This is a genomic window from Marivita sp. (genome assembly GCF_048006345.1).
Lineage (GTDB): Bacteria > Pseudomonadota > Alphaproteobacteria > Rhodobacterales > Rhodobacteraceae > Marivita.
Genome location: NZ_CP180351.1, coordinates 1664325 through 1681873 on the forward strand (window position 1 = coordinate 1664325; position 17549 = coordinate 1681873).

Annotated in this window: 16 protein-coding genes; all 16 read right to left on the reverse strand. The window is 64.4% G+C overall.

What is annotated here, in order from left to right; all coding sequences use genetic code 11:
* Positions 1–239: 239 nt before the first annotated feature.
* Complete coding sequence (locus ACMVPR_RS08320; RefSeq protein WP_416882455.1) at positions 240–1355, reverse strand: epoxide hydrolase family protein; 1116 nt, start codon at positions 1353–1355, stop codon at positions 240–242.
* 3 nt (positions 1356–1358) lie between these two features.
* The gene (gene bktB, locus ACMVPR_RS08325; protein ID WP_416882456.1) at positions 1359–2555 is read right to left on the reverse strand and encodes a beta-ketothiolase BktB; all 1197 of its coding nucleotides are present in this window, start codon (positions 2553–2555) and stop codon (positions 1359–1361) included.
* Positions 2556–2610: 55 nt separating this feature from the next.
* The gene (gene aldA, locus ACMVPR_RS08330; RefSeq protein WP_416882457.1) at positions 2611–4044 is read right to left on the reverse strand and encodes an aldehyde dehydrogenase; all 1434 of its coding nucleotides are present in this window, start codon (positions 4042–4044) and stop codon (positions 2611–2613) included.
* A gap of 102 nt (positions 4045–4146) precedes the next feature.
* Positions 4147–5172, reverse strand: a complete 1026-nt coding sequence (locus ACMVPR_RS08335) for a phosphotransferase family protein (RefSeq protein ID WP_416882458.1) — start codon at positions 5170–5172, stop codon at positions 4147–4149.
* On the reverse strand, positions 5169–6395 hold the full coding sequence (locus ACMVPR_RS08340) for an acyl-CoA dehydrogenase family protein (protein WP_416882459.1): 1227 nt from the start codon (positions 6393–6395) through the stop codon (positions 5169–5171). The genes ACMVPR_RS08335 and ACMVPR_RS08340 overlap by 4 nt, the downstream gene beginning before the upstream one ends.
* Before the next feature lie 3 nt (positions 6396–6398).
* Complete coding sequence (locus ACMVPR_RS08345) at positions 6399–6863, reverse strand: Ohr family peroxiredoxin (RefSeq protein ID WP_416882460.1); 465 nt, start codon at positions 6861–6863, stop codon at positions 6399–6401.
* A gap of 11 nt (positions 6864–6874) precedes the next feature.
* A complete protein-coding gene (locus ACMVPR_RS08350; protein WP_416882461.1) occupies positions 6875–7852 on the reverse strand; it encodes a quinone oxidoreductase family protein in 978 nt (325 codons plus the stop codon).
* Positions 7853–7863: 11 nt separating this feature from the next.
* Positions 7864–8667: an SDR family NAD(P)-dependent oxidoreductase gene (locus ACMVPR_RS08355; protein WP_416882462.1), complete on the reverse strand. Its 804-nt coding sequence runs from the start codon at positions 8665–8667 to the stop codon at positions 7864–7866.
* Positions 8664–10391, reverse strand: a complete 1728-nt coding sequence (locus ACMVPR_RS08360) for a thiamine pyrophosphate-binding protein (protein WP_416882463.1) — start codon at positions 10389–10391, stop codon at positions 8664–8666. The genes ACMVPR_RS08355 and ACMVPR_RS08360 overlap by 4 nt, the downstream gene beginning before the upstream one ends.
* The gene (locus ACMVPR_RS08365) at positions 10388–11977 is read right to left on the reverse strand and encodes a class I adenylate-forming enzyme family protein (RefSeq protein ID WP_416882464.1); all 1590 of its coding nucleotides are present in this window, start codon (positions 11975–11977) and stop codon (positions 10388–10390) included. Before ACMVPR_RS08365 ends, ACMVPR_RS08360 begins: the two co-directional genes overlap by 4 nt.
* 42 nt (positions 11978–12019) lie before the next feature.
* Entirely contained in the window at positions 12020–12901 is an 882-nt protein-coding gene (locus ACMVPR_RS08370; protein ID WP_416882465.1) for an ABC transporter permease, read from the reverse strand.
* Entirely contained in the window at positions 12898–13689 is a 792-nt protein-coding gene (locus tag ACMVPR_RS08375; RefSeq protein ID WP_416882466.1) for an ABC transporter ATP-binding protein, read from the reverse strand. Before ACMVPR_RS08375 ends, ACMVPR_RS08370 begins: the two co-directional genes overlap by 4 nt.
* Complete coding sequence (locus ACMVPR_RS08380) at positions 13686–14453, reverse strand: hypothetical protein (RefSeq protein ID WP_416882467.1); 768 nt, start codon at positions 14451–14453, stop codon at positions 13686–13688. The genes ACMVPR_RS08375 and ACMVPR_RS08380 overlap by 4 nt, the downstream gene beginning before the upstream one ends.
* Positions 14443–15441, reverse strand: coding sequence for a beta-propeller fold lactonase family protein (locus ACMVPR_RS08385; protein ID WP_416882468.1), 999 nt, complete (start codon positions 15439–15441; stop codon positions 14443–14445). Before ACMVPR_RS08385 ends, ACMVPR_RS08380 begins: the two co-directional genes overlap by 11 nt.
* Positions 15442–15444: 3 nt before the next feature.
* Positions 15445–16749: an ABC transporter substrate-binding protein gene (locus ACMVPR_RS08390; protein WP_416882469.1), complete on the reverse strand. Its 1305-nt coding sequence runs from the start codon at positions 16747–16749 to the stop codon at positions 15445–15447.
* Positions 16746–17543 carry a hypothetical protein gene (locus tag ACMVPR_RS08395; protein ID WP_416882470.1) on the reverse strand — a complete coding sequence of 266 codons (798 nt, stop codon included), beginning with the start codon at positions 17541–17543 and terminating at the stop codon, positions 16746–16748. Before ACMVPR_RS08395 ends, ACMVPR_RS08390 begins: the two co-directional genes overlap by 4 nt.
* Positions 17544–17549 lie beyond the last annotated feature (6 nt).

Genomic DNA, 17549 nt, shown 5'->3' on the forward strand with positions numbered 1-17549 from the left:
TGCACACAACACCCTGCAAGTTATTGAAATGTTGTCCTAATCGCCCCCATCCATCATCGGCACAGAAAAGAGGCTCGCTGCCTGAGTGGCTGCGTTCTGTGGCATTCAGCGATCTCCTCGGGTGTACCTGCACTTGGAGCGGACCCGTTATGCCTACCATACGCACACACTTCAGAGTTCGCTACCCTACCCCGTACAGTGAAAGGCGTTCGGCGGTGTATGGGACGGTTTCGTCGCCGTCATGGGCAAGGCACCGCTGTATTGTCCCTAGTGCACCTCAGAAAAAAGCCGCCGACATCGCGTGCAAGGGCGACGGGTTGTTCCATCGCCGCGAAGTGACCACCCTTTTTCATCTCGGTCCAGTGACGGATATCCGTGAACATCCGCGAGGCGGCCTCGCGGCCCGGCCGGCGGATCTCGCGCGGGAAAACTGCGTGCCCCATCGGCACCGTCACCTGCGCGCCATCCGGCACAGGCCAGTCGCCATGCAGGCGTGCGAAATAGGGCCAGAAGGACGATCCGATCGCGCCGGTGAACCAGTAAAGCGCGATATTGGCCAGCATCCGGTCCCGCGACACGGCGGTGAAAGGATCGCCATCGTGATCCGTCCAGCGATGGAACTTCTCACCGATCCATGCAGCCAGCCCTGCCGGGCTGTCGCTCAGGGCATAGGCCAGCGTCTGCGGCTTGGTGCCCTGGATCATGGCATAGGCGGTTTCCTCTTGCTCGAAGGCGGATGGTTCGGGGCGCAGTGGCAGGTAATTCAGATGCAGGCCCTCAACCCTGCCCGGGTGACGCAGCGCCAGCGCAGCGCCCGTGAACGCACCCCAATCGCCGCCCTGCACGCCGAAGCGATCAAACCCAAGCGCGGTCATCAGATCGGCAAAGACATCCGCCATCTCTGCCGTCGAAAACCGGCGCTGTCCCGGCGTGAAGGACAGAGCGAACCCCGGCAGGGACGGGGCTATTACAGTAAAGGCATCCTCCGCCCTGCCGCCGAAACGCGCGGGATCGGTAAGCAGGGGCAGTATGTCGAGAAACTCGAACACCGATCCGGGCCAGCCATGCAGCAGCAAAAGCGGGCGCGGCGCAGGCCCCCTGCCCTCGGCCCGGATGACATGCAGGTCGATCCCGTGCAGTGGCACCATGAGCTGATCGAACGCGTTCAGCGCCGCCTCCTGTGCGCGCCAGTCGAACCCATCGCGCCAATAGCCGATCAGATCGGCCAGCCAGTCCGGATCGGTGCCGAAGGCCCAGTCTGGCCCCGGCGTCCGGTCCGGCAATCGGGTGCGGGTGAGCCTGTCATTCAGATCGTCGATCTGCTCTTGCGAAACGTGCAGCTTGAACGGGGTCATGGCTCAGGCAGCCTCTAGGATCAGAGCGATCCCCTGCCCGCCGCCGATGCACATGGTGGCGGCACCGGTCGTCGCCCGCGTGCGCTGCATTTCATAGACCAGCTTGGTGGTGATGATTGCCCCGCTCGCCCCGATCGGATGACCAAGCGCCACAGCACCCCCGTTCGGGTTCACCCGCGCCGGATCAAGCTCCAGTTCGGCGGTCACGGCACAGGCCTGCGCAGCGAAGGCTTCGTTGCTTTCGACCACCTCGAGCGCATCAGGCGCGAGCCCTGCCCGCTCCAGCGCGACGCGCATGGCGGGCACCGGCCCCAGCCCCATGACCTCGGGCGCGACCCCGGCATGCCCATAGGAGACCACGCGCGCCAGCGGCGTTGCGCCATGACGCTTTGCGGCTTCGGCGGTCATCAGGATGACCGAGGCCGCGCCATCATTGATCCCCGACGCGTTGCCGGCCGTTACGGTTCCATCCTTTCTGAAAACCGGGCGCAGCCCGGCCATGCCTTCAACGGTCGCATCAAGGCGCACATGTTCGTCGGTGTCAAAGACCACCTCGCCCTTGCGCGTCTGCTGGACCACCGGCACGATCTGATCGCGGAAATGCCCCGCCGCGATGGCCGCCGCCGCGCGCCGGTGGCTTTCCGCTGCAAAGGCATCCTGCGCCTCACGGGTGATCCCGCAGCGTTCTGCCACGTTCTCGGCGGTGATCCCCATATGGCCGTGGCCAAATGGATCGTGCAAAGCTGCGGTCATCATGTCGATGGCCTGAACATCGCCCATTTTGGCTCCCCAGCGCGCGGCCGGCAGCATATACCCTGCGCGGCTCATGCTCTCGGCCCCACCGGCCAGAACGACCTCGGTGTCGCCCATCGCGATTGCCTGAACGCCCGAAACGATGGCTTGAAGACCAGAGCCGCATAGCCGGTTTACAGTCAGCGCAGGCGCTTCCTGCAGTACGCCCGCTTCCATCGCGATGACGCGGGCAAGGTACATGTCGCGCGGTTCGGTATGGATGACGTTGCCGTAGAAGGCCTGTCCAATTTCCGCAGCCTCAAGTCCTGCTCTGGCGATGGCTTCGCGCGCGGTCAGTGTACCAAGCGCGCAGGGGCTCAGATCCTTCAACGCGCCGCCGAAATCACCGATGGCGGTGCGGACGGCGGAGACGATGACGATGTCCTTCATCGGGTGTTGCATATCCATGATTTCTTTCTAGAAAATGGGCGGACCAATCTTTGGTCCGCCCCACTTTGGCGTTTCAGTTCTGCATGTAGACCATGTGGGTCTCGGTGTATTCCAGCAAACCGTGCTTGCCGTCCGCACCTCCGATGCCAGACTTGCCGCGCCCGGCATGGAAACCCTGCATCGCTTCAAAATTCTCACGGTTGATGTAAGTCTCTCCGAAGCGAAGCTCATTTGCTGCGCGCATCGCGGCACCCACATTGCTCGTGTAGATTGACGAGGTTAGACCATAGGTCGTATCGTTGGAACGCTCGATCGCCTCGTCTAGACCGCTGACCTCAACGATAGGCAGAACGGGGCCGAAGGTCTCCTTCTGGATGATTTCCATGTCCTGCCGACAGTTGATCAGAACAGTAGGCTCGTAGTGGCTGCCTGCTCCCAAATCGGCGGGTTTGCCGCCTAGCACCACCTCGGCGCCACTGCTGATGGCGGACTTTACCAGAGTGTCGATCTTGTCCAGACCTGCGCGGTTGATGATCGGCCCCATATCGAGATCTTCGGAAGCCAGCGGATCGCCATAGCGCACCGCCCTCATCGCAGTGACAAGTTTATCCGTGAATTCCGCAGCGACCGTCCGGTCGACATAGATGCGCTCCGCCGCGTTGCAGACCTGCCCGGTGTTCAGCACTCGCGACTGGGTGATCGCCTTCGCAGCGAGGTCGAGATCCGCATCCGCGGTGACGATGGCCGGAGCTTTGCCGCCCAGTTCCAAGTTCATCTTGCAGATGTTCTGTGCGGCGTCCGCCATGATCCGCGCGCCGGTGTCGACGCTGCCGGTGAAGCTGACCATGCGGACATCCGGGTTCGTGGTCAGCGCCTTGCCGGTCGTGGCACCGCGACCATAAACGATGTTGAAGATCCCTTCGGGCAGGTCCGTTTCCGTCACGAGTTGGGCGAAGAGAGCGGCATTATTCGGCGTTTCCTCGCTCGGCTTAATGACGATGGCGTTGCCGGTGATGAGCGCAGGCGCCATCTTGCGGGCAATCAGGAAGAACGGGAAGTTCCAGGGCAGAATGCCCGCGACGACTCCCACCGGCTGGCGGAACAGGAAGATGTTTTCGCCCGGACGGTCCGAGGGCAGGATCTCGCCTTCGATCCGGCGCGCCCATTCGGCCATGTAATCAATGTAATCAGCTGTAAAGGCTGCCTCGACGCGCGCGAGCGGCAGGACTTTGCCTTGCTCTTCCGAGATCACGCGCGCGATTTCCTCGGCATTGGCACGGATTTTGGCCGAGATCTGGCGCAGATAGCCCGCACGCTGGATCGGCGGCAGTTTTTCCCAGGCGCGCTGAGCCGAGTTGGCAGTGGCGACGGCCTCTGCCACGCCTTCGGCGGTGGTGTCGGGGATTTCCGAAATCTTGTTGTCCCGTGCCGGGTTGAACACGTCGATCACCTCGCCCGGTGCGGGGGTGATGAAGCGGCCTCCGATGAAGTTCTGGTGCAGTGTCATGTTTTTCCTCCCAAGAGTGTCATCGCGCAACGGCGATGGTATGCAGGCAAGCGCCACCATGGCACTGCCAATTTCGAATTCCGAATTCAATTTTGAGTTTGGTCATGCCCGGCACACCACCGACTGCCGCACGTCGATCACGTCGAGCGCGCGGAAAGCAAAGCGTTCTGCCAATGGTGCCAGCGTTGCCGCCTCGGCGCTGGCGGCGTTTCCGGCCCGCGCGCGGTCGGCAATGCCGACGAAGATCACGGCAAAGCGGAACAGCGCGAAGGCAATGTGGAACGCGGTGAGCGGCGGCGTCGGGATGGCGTGGGCGTGATATTCCGCCTCGAACTCGGCGCGGCTCGGGATGCCCGAAGTTTCCCAGCCGCTGCCCAGCAACCCGCCATACTCGTCCGGCGCGGTGTGCCAGGGCATAACGCAAAACCCCAGATCGGCAAGCGGATGACCCAGCGTGGACAATTCCCAGTCCAGCACGCCGATCACGCGCGGCTCGGTCGGGTGGAACAGCATGTTGCCCAGCCGGAAATCGCCATGGGCGATGGACACTGCGCCGTCCTCTTCGGGCATGTTCGCAGTAAGCCAATCAAGCAGTCTGTCCAGCGCGGGAACCACCCCGCCGGGGCTTTCTCGATACTGCCGCCCCCAGCGGTTTATCTGACGCTCGAAGTAATATCCGGGTTTGCCGTAGTCGCCCAACCCCACCGCCTCGGGGCGCACAGCATGAAGCCGGGCCAATGTGCGGGCCATATCAAGGTAGATCTCGCGCCGCTCTTCGGGTGTGAGGCCGGGCAAGGTGCAATCGGTGAACACGCGCCCGTACAGCCGCTCCATCAGGTAGAAAGGCGTTCCGAGGATGGTCTCGTCCTCTTCCAGCCAAAGCGCTTTTGGCACGGGCACATCCGTGCGCTCCAGCGCGCGCAGAACGCGAAACTCGCGTTCGATGGCATGGGCGCCGGACAAGATCGGTCCTGCGGGCTTCTTGCGCAGCACCATGCGTGCGCCGCCCCAATCCACGAGCCATGTTGGGTTGGACTGGCCACCGCCGATACGTTCGATACGCAGATCGCCTCCCGGCAACTTTGCCGCCAGCCAGCATTCCAAAGCGACAAGGTCCAGATCGCTCATTCCGCCGCCTCCGCATAGGCCGGCGCGGTGTCCCAGGTCCAGAAACCGCGCCCCTCGTCGCCGAGGAAGCGGTTCAGCACCATCTGGTGCACTTCATCCGCGCCATCGACCAACCGTGCCTGACGGGCATAGCGGTAGATCCACTCCAGCACCGTGTCGCAGGAATAGCCGCGCGCGCCGTTGACCTGAATCGCCACATCGGCGGCCTTGTGCAGCAGGTTGGCCACATGAATCTTGGCCATCGAGACTTCCTTGCGGGCAAAGCTGCCCTGATCCAGCGCCCAGGCGGCCTTCATCACCAGCAAGCGGCCGATCTCGATGCCCATGGCCAGATCGCCCATCTTGATCTGGATGCTTTCGCGTTCCGACAGGCGCACGCCAAACCCGTGGCGGTTCTGAGCATAGTCCTGCGCGATCTCGGTGCAACGCTTGGCCAGCCCCAGCCAGCGCATGCAATGGGTCAACCGCGCCGGGCCAAGCCGCATCTGGGTCAGCTTCAGCCCCAGCCCCTCGCCCAAAAGCACGCGGTCGGCCGGCAGTTCCATGTCCTCGTAGACCAGTTCACAATGGCCGCCATGTTCCTCTGGTCCCATGATCGGGATGCGCCGGTCGATGCGCCAGCCGGGCTCGTCGCGGTGATGCAGAAAGGCGGTCAACCCACGGCGCGGATCGTCCGAGGTGCGCGCCATCAGGATGAAATGCGCCGCATCCTCGGCCCCGGTGATGAACCACTTGCGGCCTCGGATCACGTAGCGGTCGCCCTGCTTTTTCGCCGTGGTCAGCATCATGCCGGGGTCCGACCCGCCACCGGGATGCGGTTCGGTCATCGCAAAGGCAGAGCGCACATCGCCACGCACGATGGGCTGCAACCATTGCGCTTTCTGCGCATCCGTCGCGGCCTGTTCCAGCACCATCATGTTGCCGTCATCGGGTGCCGCGGAATTGAAAACCACCGGCCCAAAGATCGAGCGGTTCATTTCCTCGTAGCAGGTCGCCATCCCGACCTTGCCCAGACCTTGACCGCCGGTTTCCGGGCGCAGTTGCAGGCACCACAGCCCATCGGCCTTTGCCTTTTCACGCAAGATTTCAAGCGGTTCCGACGCGATATTGCCGTGGGCGTCCCAGTTGCCCCGGTCTTCCTCGACCGGCAGGATCTCGTCCTCGACAAACCGCGCGATGCGGGCGCGGAAATCCTCGACGCGGGGGGGCAGCATGAAATCCATGGCTTACGCCCCTTCAAGGGCAAGCGTTTCGCCTGCATCCGCGCCCTGCCAGTCTATCAGCGTGACGGTGACGCCAAGGCTGTTGCCCACGGCCTTGGAAAACGGGCAAATCCGGTGTGCACCTTCAGCGATCCTCAGCGCTGTGTCGCGGTCCAGATCGGGCAGCGACACCTTGACGTCGGCAATCAACGCGTAGCGATCCACCCCGTCCGAGCGAAGACCCGAATGCACCGTGACCGAAGGCGTGCCGATCTGCGTGTTTCCCTCACGCGCCACGCGCAGCATGGCAGAGGTGAAACAGGCGGCATAGCCCGCGGCAAAGAGCTGTTCAGGGTTCGTCGCGCCACCCGGCCCGCCCAGTTCCCTGGGCATGGCAAGCTTGACGTCGAGATTGCCGTCCTCGGACCGGACCGACCCGTTGCGAGCCTCGTGGGTGGCGGTGCAGGACGTGGCATAGATCGTTTTCATGGCGGGGCCTTTCAGGGAATAAGGATGGTGGTGCCGGTGGTGGCGCGAGCTTCCAGCGCGTCATGTGCGCGCGCGGCCTCCTCCAGCGGGAAACGGTTGCGGATTTCGCAAGTCAGCGTGCCATCGGTGAGCGCTGCGAACAGGGCCTTGCCCCTGCGATCCAACTCCGCCGGGTCGGCGATGAAGTGAAACAGGGTGGGCCGCGTCGCGTGCAGGGATTTTCGCGCTAGATCGGCGAAGGTAAAGCCGTCGATCGACCCCGAGGACTGGCCGAAATTCACGAATGACCCGTGTGCGCGCAGGCAGTCTAGCGACCCCCGCCAGGTATCGGCGCCGACGCTGTCATAGACCGCCTGCACCCCCTGCCCGCCGGTCAGATCCATCACCTGGGGAACGAAACCCCCGGCGCGGTAGTCGATGACCGCGTCGTAGCCATGGGCCTGCGCCAGCGCGACCTTCTCTGGTCCGCCTGCCGTGCCGATGGCACGCACGCCCTTGGCCTTAAGCCATTGGCCCAGCAGCAGCCCGACACCGCCCGCCGCCGCGTGGACCAGAACCGTGTCACCCGCACGCACCGGGTAGCTGTCATGGATCAGGTAATGCGCCGTCAGTCCCTTCAGGATGACGCCCGCCGCGACCTCGTCGGTGATGTCCTGCGGCAGTTTCAGCAGCCGGTCGGCGGGGATCACCCGCGCTGACGCATAGGCACCCAGAGGATGCGTGTAGGCCACGCGGTCGCCCGGTTCCAGCGCAGTGACGCCCTCGCCCACTCCCTCGACCACGCCCGCGGCTTCAGAGCCGGGGATCAGGTCGCGCGGTTGGGCCCAAGGATAAAGCCCGCTGCGGTGGTAGATATCGAGGAAGTTCAGGCCGATCGCCTTGTGGCGTACCCGCACCTCGCCCGCAACGGGCTGGGGTGTGGGGATCTCCCGGCGCTCCAGCACGTCGGAGCCTCCGGGGGTGCGCGCGACGATGGTGTAATCCTGCATCCCGGCCTCCGTCACAACGGGCTGACCATGTGGCCGCCATCGGCGACCAGCGCTATGCCGGTGATGAAGCTGCCCGCGTCAGAGGCCAGCAACAGCAACGCGCCGTCCAGCTCGGACGAGCTGCCCAGGCGGCGCATTGGAATACGCCGGACCTGCGCCTGCCCTGCGTCCGAGGCAAAGAAATCTCGATTCAGGTCAGTCTCGATATAGCCGGGGCAGAGCGCGTTCACGCGGATGCCGTGCCGCGCCCATTCCAGCGCCTGCTGCTTGGTCAACTGCACCAGCGCGGCCTTGGACGTGGCATAGGCTGCAACGCCGCCCCCTTGCCGCAGGCCGAGGATTGACGCCACGTTTACGATGCTGCCACCCTCGCCCGCCGCGACCAACCTTTGCGCGGCCTCACGCGCGACACGGCGCGCGCCGTCGAGGTTGACGGCCATGAGCTGTGCCCAGTCGTCATCGGATTGTTCCAGCAACAGGCCGGGTGCCGCGATGCCGGAATTGTTGAGCACGATGTCGACCGGCCCGCCAAACGCCGCTTCGGCAGCGTCAAAGGTCGCGGCGATGGTGTCGGGCTGCGCAAGGTCCAACGCGGCTATGGCCGCGTGCCCGCCCGCTTCGGCGATACGGGATTGCAGCGGCTCCATCGCGCTGGTGCGCCGCGCCGCCAGCATCACCTGCGCGCCCGCCCCGGCCAGCACCTCGGCGAACCGCGCGCCCAGAACGCCAGAGGCACCCGTCACCAGCGCACGCCGCCCGCTCAGCGAGAAGCGCGATGCTGCATTGGGCAAGGTCTGTGGCATGTCGAGCGTCATGCCAGCCCCCGCCGCTTGCGTTCGGCATCGTCCCAGACGGTCAGCGGCTGGTAATCGGGCACGAAACCCAAACCCTTCTTCGCATCCGACGACACCGCATCCTGCGAGGTGACCACGTCGACCACCGCAGGCGCGTTTTCCAGCGCGCGCTTGATCGCGGCGGGCAGATCGGCGGGGTCTTCGACCCGTTCGCCATGCAGCCCAAGCGCCGTGGCCATGCCCGCGTAGTCGGAATGGCGCAGCAAGGTGCCAACCACCCGGCCACCGTAATTGTCGGCTTGATCAAAGCGTTCGATGTTCCAGGCAGCGTTGTTCGAGATGATGATGACGGGCTTGGCGCCCTGGCGAACGGCGGTGTCGATCTCCATCGCATTGAGGCCATAGGCCCCGTCGCCGGTCACGCAAACCACCTGCCGGTCCGGGAAAGCCAGAGAGGCGGCATTGGCGTAAGGAACGCCCACGCCAAGGCAGCCGAAGGCACCGGCATCGAGATAGGTTTTTGCCTCGAGCCCCACGCGTGCGAAAGACAGAAAGTCGCCGCCATCGGCCACGGCGATGTAATTGGACTCCGCCACATCCTTAAGCGCGTCGAAGATCGCCATCGGATGGATTTTTCCGTCCTTGCCGGTCTGAGGTCTTTCGCGATTGCCGCCAGACGCACGCGCCACGTGTTTGGCCCGCGTGCCGTCGGCCCATTCGGTGTCGAGCGCGCTTGCCCCCAACGCCGCTCCGGCCTCGGAAATGGCGTCCAGCGCCAGCGCGGGCGTGGCCAGCAGTTCCGGCGTACCGCGGCGGTTGTCGATCAATTCGGACGCGGTGTCCGAGATGCGCATGAATCGGGCATGCGGGAAAACCGCCGGAGAGCCGTAGCCAAGCTGATAGTCCAGCCTGCGGCCCACGGTGATGACCAGATCGGCCTCCTGCATGACTTGCCCGCGCATCGCGCCGACAAAGGACGCGTGATCGCCCGACACCAGTCCACGCGCCTCCTGCGTGTCCAGATACAGCGCACCCGACGCATCCAGCAGCCGGTTCAGCGCCTCTTCCGCGCCATTGGCGCCGCGCCCGGCGACGACCACGGGGCGTTTTGCCGACCAAAGCGCCTTGGCCGCCTCGGCCACAGCCGCCGGGTCGGGCGGCATCACGCGCGGTGCCTTTGGCGCAATCCAGTCGTCCAGAACCAGATGCGCGGGCACATGCTGGCGCAGCACATCGGTGGGGATCTCCACATAGACCGGCCCCGGCTCTCCACCATCACCCATGGCACGGGCGACAGCTTCGTCCAGCTCCCGGATCACCTGATCGGCCACCCGCGCCGTGCGCGACAGGCGGGCGACCGGCTTGATGATATCCACATGCGGGATGTCCTGCAGCGGCCCCATATTCGCTTGCGGGCGCGAGGTGCAGCCGCCGATCACCAGCACCGGAATGCGCGCGAGCGAGGCATTCGCTATGGCGGTCACAGTATTGGTCACCCCCGGCCCCGCGGTAACCATCGCCACGCCAAAGCCGCCGGTCAGTTCCGCATGCGCATGGGCCATATGCACAGCCGCGCATTCATGGCGAACATCGACAATGCGGATGCCGCGTTGCGCCGCGAAGTCCCAGATCGGCTGGATGTGCCCACCCTGCAGGCCAAAGATACGGTCCACGCCGCGTGCCTGAAGGAATTTCGCGATCCATGCGGCGACGGAAAGCCCATCGCTATTGAGGTCCTGTGTCATTCCGCTGCCCTTGTTGCTTGTGCATTGTCGAACGCTCCGTTCAGGAACCGCTCTTTAAGAAGTCCGTGCTGGATTTTGCCCGTGGCAGTGCGCGGGATATCGTCTACTGCAACAAAGCTAACGCCGCGCGGGCGCTTAAAGCGGGCGATCTGGTCGCCGCACCAGCCAATCACGTCGGCCTCTGTCGCTTGCGCACCGTCCTTCAGGACCACGACCGCATGCACCCGCTCGCCCCACTTGTCGTCGGGCAGGCCGATCACAGCAACGTCGCGCACCTGCGGGGCCGCGCCAAGAACCGCCTCGACCTCGGTCGGATAGATGTTTTCGCCGCCCGAAATGATCATGTTCTTCTTGCGGTCGATCAGCTTGATGAAGCCGTTCTCATCCCGCAGCGCCATATCACCGACGGTGCAATAGTCCCCCCGGAATGCTTCGGCGGTCTTTTCCGGCAGGTTCCAGTAGCCGTCGAAGGTGTAGGGCGTGCAGTGGAACAGTTCCCCGGGCTGGCCGTCGGTTACTTCATTGCCGTCGTCGTCCAGCATACGGATCGGCGCCGTGCCGACGCATTCACGGCCCACCGTGCCGAGATTGGTGAACTGCTCGTCCGGGTGCAGCATCGTGACCCACCCGCCCTCGGAAGAGCCATAAAGCTCGAAGAGGCCGGAATTGGGGAACATCTCCATCACCGCGCGCTTGGTGTCCGCGCGCGCTGGGGCGGAGGAAATCATCAGCTTGGTCATACGACCCAGGTCGCGGGCGCGCGCCTCGGACCGGGCCTGTTCCAGCATCATGATGTAATGTGTAGGCACCAAAGAGGTGAAGGTCGCGCCGGATTGCTCCATCACGTCGAGCGCCTCTTTCGCGTCGAAACTGGCGCGCGAGTAGATCGACGTCACGCCGCCGCGATAGCTGAAGGCGCTGAAAAAGTTCAGCGAATTGGCGTGGCACATCGGCATGACCAGCAGCGCGTCATCGCGGCCGCCGATGCCAAGTTCGATCTCGGTGGTCATGCCGACAAGGGCCTGGCTGCGGTGGCTGCGGATTACGCCTTTGGGCTTTCCGGTCGTGCCCGAGGTATACATCAGCGCCCAGGGGTCTGTGTCGGCGACGGCCACGTCCGGGGCCGAAGACGCCGCGCGTAGCAACAGGTCTTCGTAATCCTGCCAGCCCGCCGCCTGGCCACCAAACAGCACGAACCGCGATTCGGGGATATCCAGATCATTGCGCACCTCTTCAATCAACCCGTACAGACCGTGTTCGGACAGGATGGCCGAGGCAGAACAATCCTTGATGATAAAGCGCATCTCGGTCGCGCTTAACCTGAAGTTCAGCGGCACCGTGATCAGCCCGGCCTTTGCGCAAGCGGTGTAGATTTCGGCCCATTCCAACCGGTTATACGCCAGCACAGCAATCCGGTCGCCTTTCTGCAGGCCCAGCCCCAACAGCGCATTGCCAAGACGGCGCGACCGGTCATTCCACTGCGCGAAGGTCAGGTCACGTTCCAGATCGCGCGCACCAAGAGCATTGGGGCGCAGGCGGGCAAAACCGTCCAGCATTTGGCCAAAGGTCAACAGAGAGCGAGTCATTCGATAACCTCATTGAATTCTGAATTCAGTATTCGCATTTTTTCAATCCTGCGTCAAACGCTGAAGGCTCCACTGGGCCAGCGCCAGGGCCGCCAGCGGAAATGCGACGCAGACCACGGCGCCGGTGGTCAGGGGAAGTTGGTTAAAGCCCAGAAGCGCATGGCGCATCAGGTCAAGCTGGTAGCTGATCGGATTGGCGCGCACGATCGCTTCGAGCCAGAGCGGAAGCTCCACGACCCAGCCGCCGCCGATGGCGTAGATGCCGTATTGGCGCAGCTCGTCACGCAGCGATTGCGGGATGTCGAGGAAACCTATTCCGCCGACGATGCCCTTGAGTGGAAAGATAGATCCGGACAGGAAATACAGCGGCTGGATCACGCCGTTGGACAGGCTGCCAAAGCCCTTGAGCCCCTTGATTCGGGTCGCGATCAGCACCCCCACCCCGGTCAGCGCGAACCCCATGGCGAGCATCACGGCCCACGCGATCAGCAGACCCGATACGGTCAGCGGCACCCCGACAAGCGGCGCGAACAGCAACGGGATCGACCCTTGCAAGACCGCGATGGTCGCCCCGCCAGTCAGTTTGCCCAGCGTGACGGACAAAAGCGGCGCGGGCGATACCAGAACCTGCCGCAGCAGCCCGTGCTTGCGATCGTAGACCAGCGCGAAGGCCGATTGCATCGACGCGAACAGCACGTTCAGCACCATGACGCCGGGCAGGATATATTGCGAATAGGTATAGCCTTCAATTTCGCGCAGCGTCGCGCCAAGGCCGAAACCGAGGATCACCAGCCACAGTACCGTGCGGGAAAATCCGCCGAAAATCTGCGTGCGGTCGGACAGGTAGGCAGAGACCTCGCGCCGCCACAGCATTGCGATCACGCGGAGGTCCAGCGCCGTTGGGATATCCACTACCGCCGTCATGCCCGCCTCCGCACGAGCGCTGGCCGCATGGGCTGCGCCGTATCCCGCAGTGCCTTGCCCGTAAGGGCAAAGAAGACGTCGTCGAGGCCGGCATCGGCGGACCCGCCATGGGCGCGCTTCAGCGCATCGGGACTGTCCAAAGCCAAGAGGCGGCCCTTGTCGATAATGCCGACACGGTCGAATGTGTCGGCCTCGGACAGTACATGGGTCGTCATCAGAACGGCCATGCCGGACACGCGCAGCGCCCCAATCCTAGCCCAGAGGTCCAGCCGCCCCTGCGGGTCGAGCCCCAGCGTCGGCTCATCGAGGACCAGCAGGCGCGGTGTATGCATCAGCGCGCGGGCCAGTTCCAGCCGCCGTTTCATGCCGCCGGAAAAGCCGCGTATCTTGTGGTCGACTGCTTCCGAAAGGCCCGCGCCCTCCAGCGCGTCAGAAATCAGTGCATGCGCATCGCGCCGTGGCAAACCATAAAGTGCTGCATGCAGATGCAGGGTTTCGCGGGGGGTCATGCTGTCATCCAGCGCGGGTTCCTGAAACAGAACGCCCAGCATCGCCCGCACCCGGCGCGTATCACGTCGCGCATCTAGGCCGCCGATGTGCACGCTGCCGGTGTCGGGGCGCAGCGCCGTTGTCAGCATGCCCAGCGTCGTGGACTTTCCCGCCCCGTTCGGCCCGATCAGTGCCACGGTGTCGCCCTTGGCCAGCGTGAGGCTGAGGCCCGACACGACCTCGCGCCCGCCGAAACGGCGGCCAAGGTTGCTGGCTTCGAGGATCGCCGCGCAGGTCATGGGAACAGCCTTGCGCGCGCATCGACAAAGGCCGCGCCAACAGCGTCGCAGGCGGCCATGTCATCGTCCAGTAGCGCGTCGAAGCCCTCTTCGATCCGCTCGGCCTCTTCTGCCGCCATCACCGAAAGCGGGGCCTCAAGCGCGTCCTCGAAATAGAGTGCGGAGATCTGGAACCAGCGTGGCCGGGCCGCCTCGTCATGGGCGCAGCCATGCGCGGCAAGTTGCGAGACGGTCTCCATCGCGCGCGACAGGTCGCGGCCAAGATAGAGATCGGCATTGGCCACGCGCTCAAGCTGCCCCACCAGCGCCTGCGCCACCACCTCTGCCGCCTCCGGGTCCGCGTCCATCACTGCGGGCTGCTCCGCCGTGGGCATCAAGGCATCCAGTCGGGCGACAAGGTCCGCCAAATCCGCGTCTTGCGGCAACGCCGCGATCCAGGTGCGCACGACCTGAAGCTGGGCATAGGCCTTGGAATAGGGATCGCCCTCTTCGGCCTCGTCCGACTCGTCTTCGTCCTCGGCTTCGAAGATTTCTTCATAGGCCTCGGCCACGCCAAGTTCTGACACCAGAAGCATCGCCGCCACGGCAGCCGCCAATGACGCATCGCCGGTCGGCGGCACCACTGCCTCACCGTCCAGTACCCGCAAGGCAAGGTCTGCGACCTCAAAAGGGCGATCCTGAAATGGCGCGTTGGCATAGTTTGCCACCGCAGGCGTTACCAAAGCCGCAAGCGCGGTGCCCAAGACAATCCGATCAGTCCACATGGCCAACCTCGATCGAATGGGCACCTCGGCCCGCTGCGATTTCACCGCTCACACACATGCAGGCGGCGTCGATCACGCTCACGCTGTCGGACAGGCCATTGGCGGTGTAGACGGTGCCGCCATCAAGGCTGACGGTCACGCCCCAGGGGCGGCGACCCATCTTTTCCTTGATGACATGGGCCACCTCGCCCTTTTCGGTGTCGACCACATAGACCGCGCTGGTCCCGCCACCTGCGGCGTAGAGCAATTTACCATCAGGGCTCAGATCCACCTCGACGGGCCGCGAATCCAGACCAAGCGAGATCGTGTCGATCACCCGGTGCTGCGCCACGTCGATCACCGATATCGTCCCGCCGATTTCCGCGCTGGCATAGGCGCGGCTGCTGTCGGGCGAAAACACCACGTCGCGCGGACGGTTGCCGACCAGCATATGCGTGACAAGCTGCAAGGCCTGCGTGTCGATCACCGTGACCGTGTGACTTGTCTCGCCGGTGATGTAGGCCCAGCGGCCATCTGGGCTGACGTCCACGCCTTCGGGCTCAACGCCTGTGGGGAAACGGCCCAGTTCCTCACCCGTCTCTGCGTCGATTCCGACAGCCTGCGCGATGGCCTCCAACGCGGCCCAGATCTGCTTGCCATCGGGGCTGATCGCGATCCGTTCGGGATTGCCGCCAGCACGGTACCGGCGCAGGATCTCGCCCGTGGCCACGTCGATCGCGACGATGGCATCCTCGGGCTTTTCGGTCTGGGGCAGGAAATCGCTGACCGCCACATAGACTGTGCGCCCGTCGGGCGAAAGCGCCATGCCGCGCGGGCGCACATCACCCGGTCGGCCCGAGATCGACACCTCGCCCTGCAGTCCGCCCTCTGGCGCGACGATGGACAGGTTGGCGCCGTATTCGTTGGAGACGAACAACCTGAAATCTTCCGATGCGGCGGCAGAAGTTCCCACTAAAAATGACATGAATATCAGATAGTTACGCAGCATTTTTTACCCTCCCTCTGAATGGCAAACAGCGCGCCCCGCGATATCGCCAAGCTGGTCCAGACGCTCCACCGGGTCGGTGCCCGGCATGTAGATGGCGGGCAATTCGCCCACGAGTTGCGCGCGATCCTGAACCGACGCCAGATCGCGCTCCGTCCCGGCCTGCGGGTTCAGGGACACAAGGTACAACGACTGGCGCAGTTGGTGATCCCAGGGCCGAAAGCTGACGCCGATCCCCTTGTGCAGGTCGAGCACGCTGCCATCACGGGCCAGCCACGCCGCCATAGCGCGGCCGTCGGTCGAGCCACAGAATTGCGCCGCGTCAAAGGCGATCTTCATCGCCTGGTAAGCGGCCCATCCGGTCGAATCCATCGGCCGGCCCCAACGTGCCGCAGCGCGGGCGTTCAGCTCGCGCGCGCCATAAGCGTCCAGTGTCGGCTCCCACAGGGTTGCGCGATGCCCGGCACCAGCACCGCGACCTGCCGCCATGGCGGCGGCGTAATAGCTGCGGGTCTGCGTTGCGGCTTCGGGGAAGGAAACCACCGGCGCGGTCAGGCCTTCAGCGGCATATCGCGCGAGGAAATCAATCTGTGCGTGCCAGTTGGTCAAGAGCAGAACCGCGTCCGGCTTTTTGCGGAACGCCGCGCCCAGCGCATCGGAGAAATCCCTTTCGAAAACAGAGATTTCCGATACGATCTTAGCGCCCCAATGCCGCTTGCCAAGGCTTTGGCGGGCACGATCCAGGCGGGCCTGCCCCTCGGCATCCGCGCCGTGCAGGACCACCCAGTTGCGATGACCCGCCCGCACGTACCACCCGGCCAGTGCATCAAGATACATCGCGGCGCTGGCTTCGATATGAAAGCTTTGCGCGCTACAGTCTTCGCGCAGCGCATCGCTGGTGGAGGCAATGTTGAGAAACAGCGCCCCGGTCTCGTCAGCCACGCGCGACAGCGCGCGCGCCTCATCTGCGGTAAAGCCCCCGACCAGCACCTGCACGCCGTTCAGCGCCACCAGACGGCGCGCGGCGCGCGTCGCGGCCTCTGCCCCGGGTGCGTTTGCCGTGAACAGCGTGACCCGGTGGCCGAACAAAGCGCCATTGCGCTGCATTTCCTCTTCGCCGAAGACCGCGCCCTGACGCGCGATTTCGGCGATGGATTTAAGGTTTGCCGCCTCTTCGGGCCGCGACGGGCCACCCAGCGGAAGAACCACGCCGATGCGCAAATCGAAACCGGACATGGCCGCAAGCGGAGAGACCAGCGCAGGCATGGCCAAGCCTGCCCCAAGCAATCTACGACGCGTCAGGCGGGTCATTGGCGCACCTCCTCTTGCAGAACAGGTTGCGGCAGATGCAAGAGCGGGACGCCCGCGTCCTTAAGCACCGCCTGCACGTCGTCCCAGCGCGCGGCCAGCGCGTGGTCGATGGCGTCGCGGAGCGCCTCGTCCTGCGGGCGCACCCCGACAGAGAGCGCGGCGAACATCGGCAGGAAGGGTATGTCGATTTCCGGGCTGACCGGCTGCGCGCTCAGGCCGTCCTGCGCCAGATGCCCGGCCATCGGCCCCCAGAGAATGGCAAGATCGATCTCGCCAGACAGCAGCGCATCGACGATCTCGCCTTCGGTTTCGCCTGCGGTGCCGGATGCGCCGAAATGCACCAGCTGCCCCATATGGCCGCGCCGCATAAGCGCGATCGAAGGCGGCGTGGTGCGCCGCGCACCGCCCGGAACGCCGATGCGCTTGCCCGTCAGCGACGGATCGTCCAGCGAGGTCACACTGACGTCGCGGCTGAGGAAAACATAGGTCGTGCGATAGTAAGCGTGGGAGGTCAGCGTGCCCTTCTGGCCATCCATTACCCCCATGACAACGTCGCAGGCTCCCTCGTGCAGGAAGCCCCGCGCTGTGCGGCTGCGATGATCCGGCATCCAGACAAAGCGCAGATCGGCGCTAAGTTCATCCGCGAGGATCGCGACGATGCGGTTGTCATAGCCGCTTTGGTCCTGCGCAGAATAAGGAAGCCCCGAGGGATCGGCACAGACCGCAAGCTCCCACGCCGCAGCCGGTGTGGCCAGTGCCAGCGTCAGCATCGGGATGGCAATTTTGCTAAACATGGCCTT

Bases quoted from the DNA above. Each gene is read 5' to 3' on its own strand.
- ACMVPR_RS08320 (WP_416882455.1), bottom strand. From the start codon at position 1,355: ATGACCCCGTTCAAGCTGCACGTTTCGCAAGAGCAGATCGACGATCTG.
- bktB (WP_416882456.1), bottom strand. From the start codon at position 2,555: ATGGATATGCAACACCCGATGAAGGACATCGTCATCGTCTCCGCCGTC.
- aldA (WP_416882457.1), bottom strand. From the start codon at position 4,044: ATGACACTGCACCAGAACTTCATCGGAGGCCGCTTCATCACCCCCGCA.
- ACMVPR_RS08335 (WP_416882458.1), bottom strand. From the start codon at position 5,172: ATGAGCGATCTGGACCTTGTCGCTTTGGAATGCTGGCTGGCGGCAAAG.
- ACMVPR_RS08340 (WP_416882459.1), bottom strand. From the start codon at position 6,395: ATGGATTTCATGCTGCCCCCCCGCGTCGAGGATTTCCGCGCCCGCATC.
- ACMVPR_RS08345 (WP_416882460.1), bottom strand. From the start codon at position 6,863: ATGAAAACGATCTATGCCACGTCCTGCACCGCCACCCACGAGGCTCGC.
- ACMVPR_RS08350 (WP_416882461.1), bottom strand. From the start codon at position 7,852: ATGCAGGATTACACCATCGTCGCGCGCACCCCCGGAGGCTCCGACGTG.
- ACMVPR_RS08355 (WP_416882462.1), bottom strand. From the start codon at position 8,667: ATGACGCTCGACATGCCACAGACCTTGCCCAATGCAGCATCGCGCTTC.
- ACMVPR_RS08360 (WP_416882463.1), bottom strand. From the start codon at position 10,391: ATGACACAGGACCTCAATAGCGATGGGCTTTCCGTCGCCGCATGGATC.
- ACMVPR_RS08365 (WP_416882464.1), bottom strand. From the start codon at position 11,977: ATGACTCGCTCTCTGTTGACCTTTGGCCAAATGCTGGACGGTTTTGCC.
- ACMVPR_RS08370 (WP_416882465.1), bottom strand. From the start codon at position 12,901: ATGACGGCGGTAGTGGATATCCCAACGGCGCTGGACCTCCGCGTGATC.
- ACMVPR_RS08375 (WP_416882466.1), bottom strand. From the start codon at position 13,689: ATGACCTGCGCGGCGATCCTCGAAGCCAGCAACCTTGGCCGCCGTTTC.
- ACMVPR_RS08380 (WP_416882467.1), bottom strand. From the start codon at position 14,453: ATGTGGACTGATCGGATTGTCTTGGGCACCGCGCTTGCGGCTTTGGTA.
- ACMVPR_RS08385 (WP_416882468.1), bottom strand. From the start codon at position 15,441: ATGCTGCGTAACTATCTGATATTCATGTCATTTTTAGTGGGAACTTCT.
- ACMVPR_RS08390 (WP_416882469.1), bottom strand. From the start codon at position 16,749: ATGACCCGCCTGACGCGTCGTAGATTGCTTGGGGCAGGCTTGGCCATG.
- ACMVPR_RS08395 (WP_416882470.1), bottom strand. From the start codon at position 17,543: ATGTTTAGCAAAATTGCCATCCCGATGCTGACGCTGGCACTGGCCACA.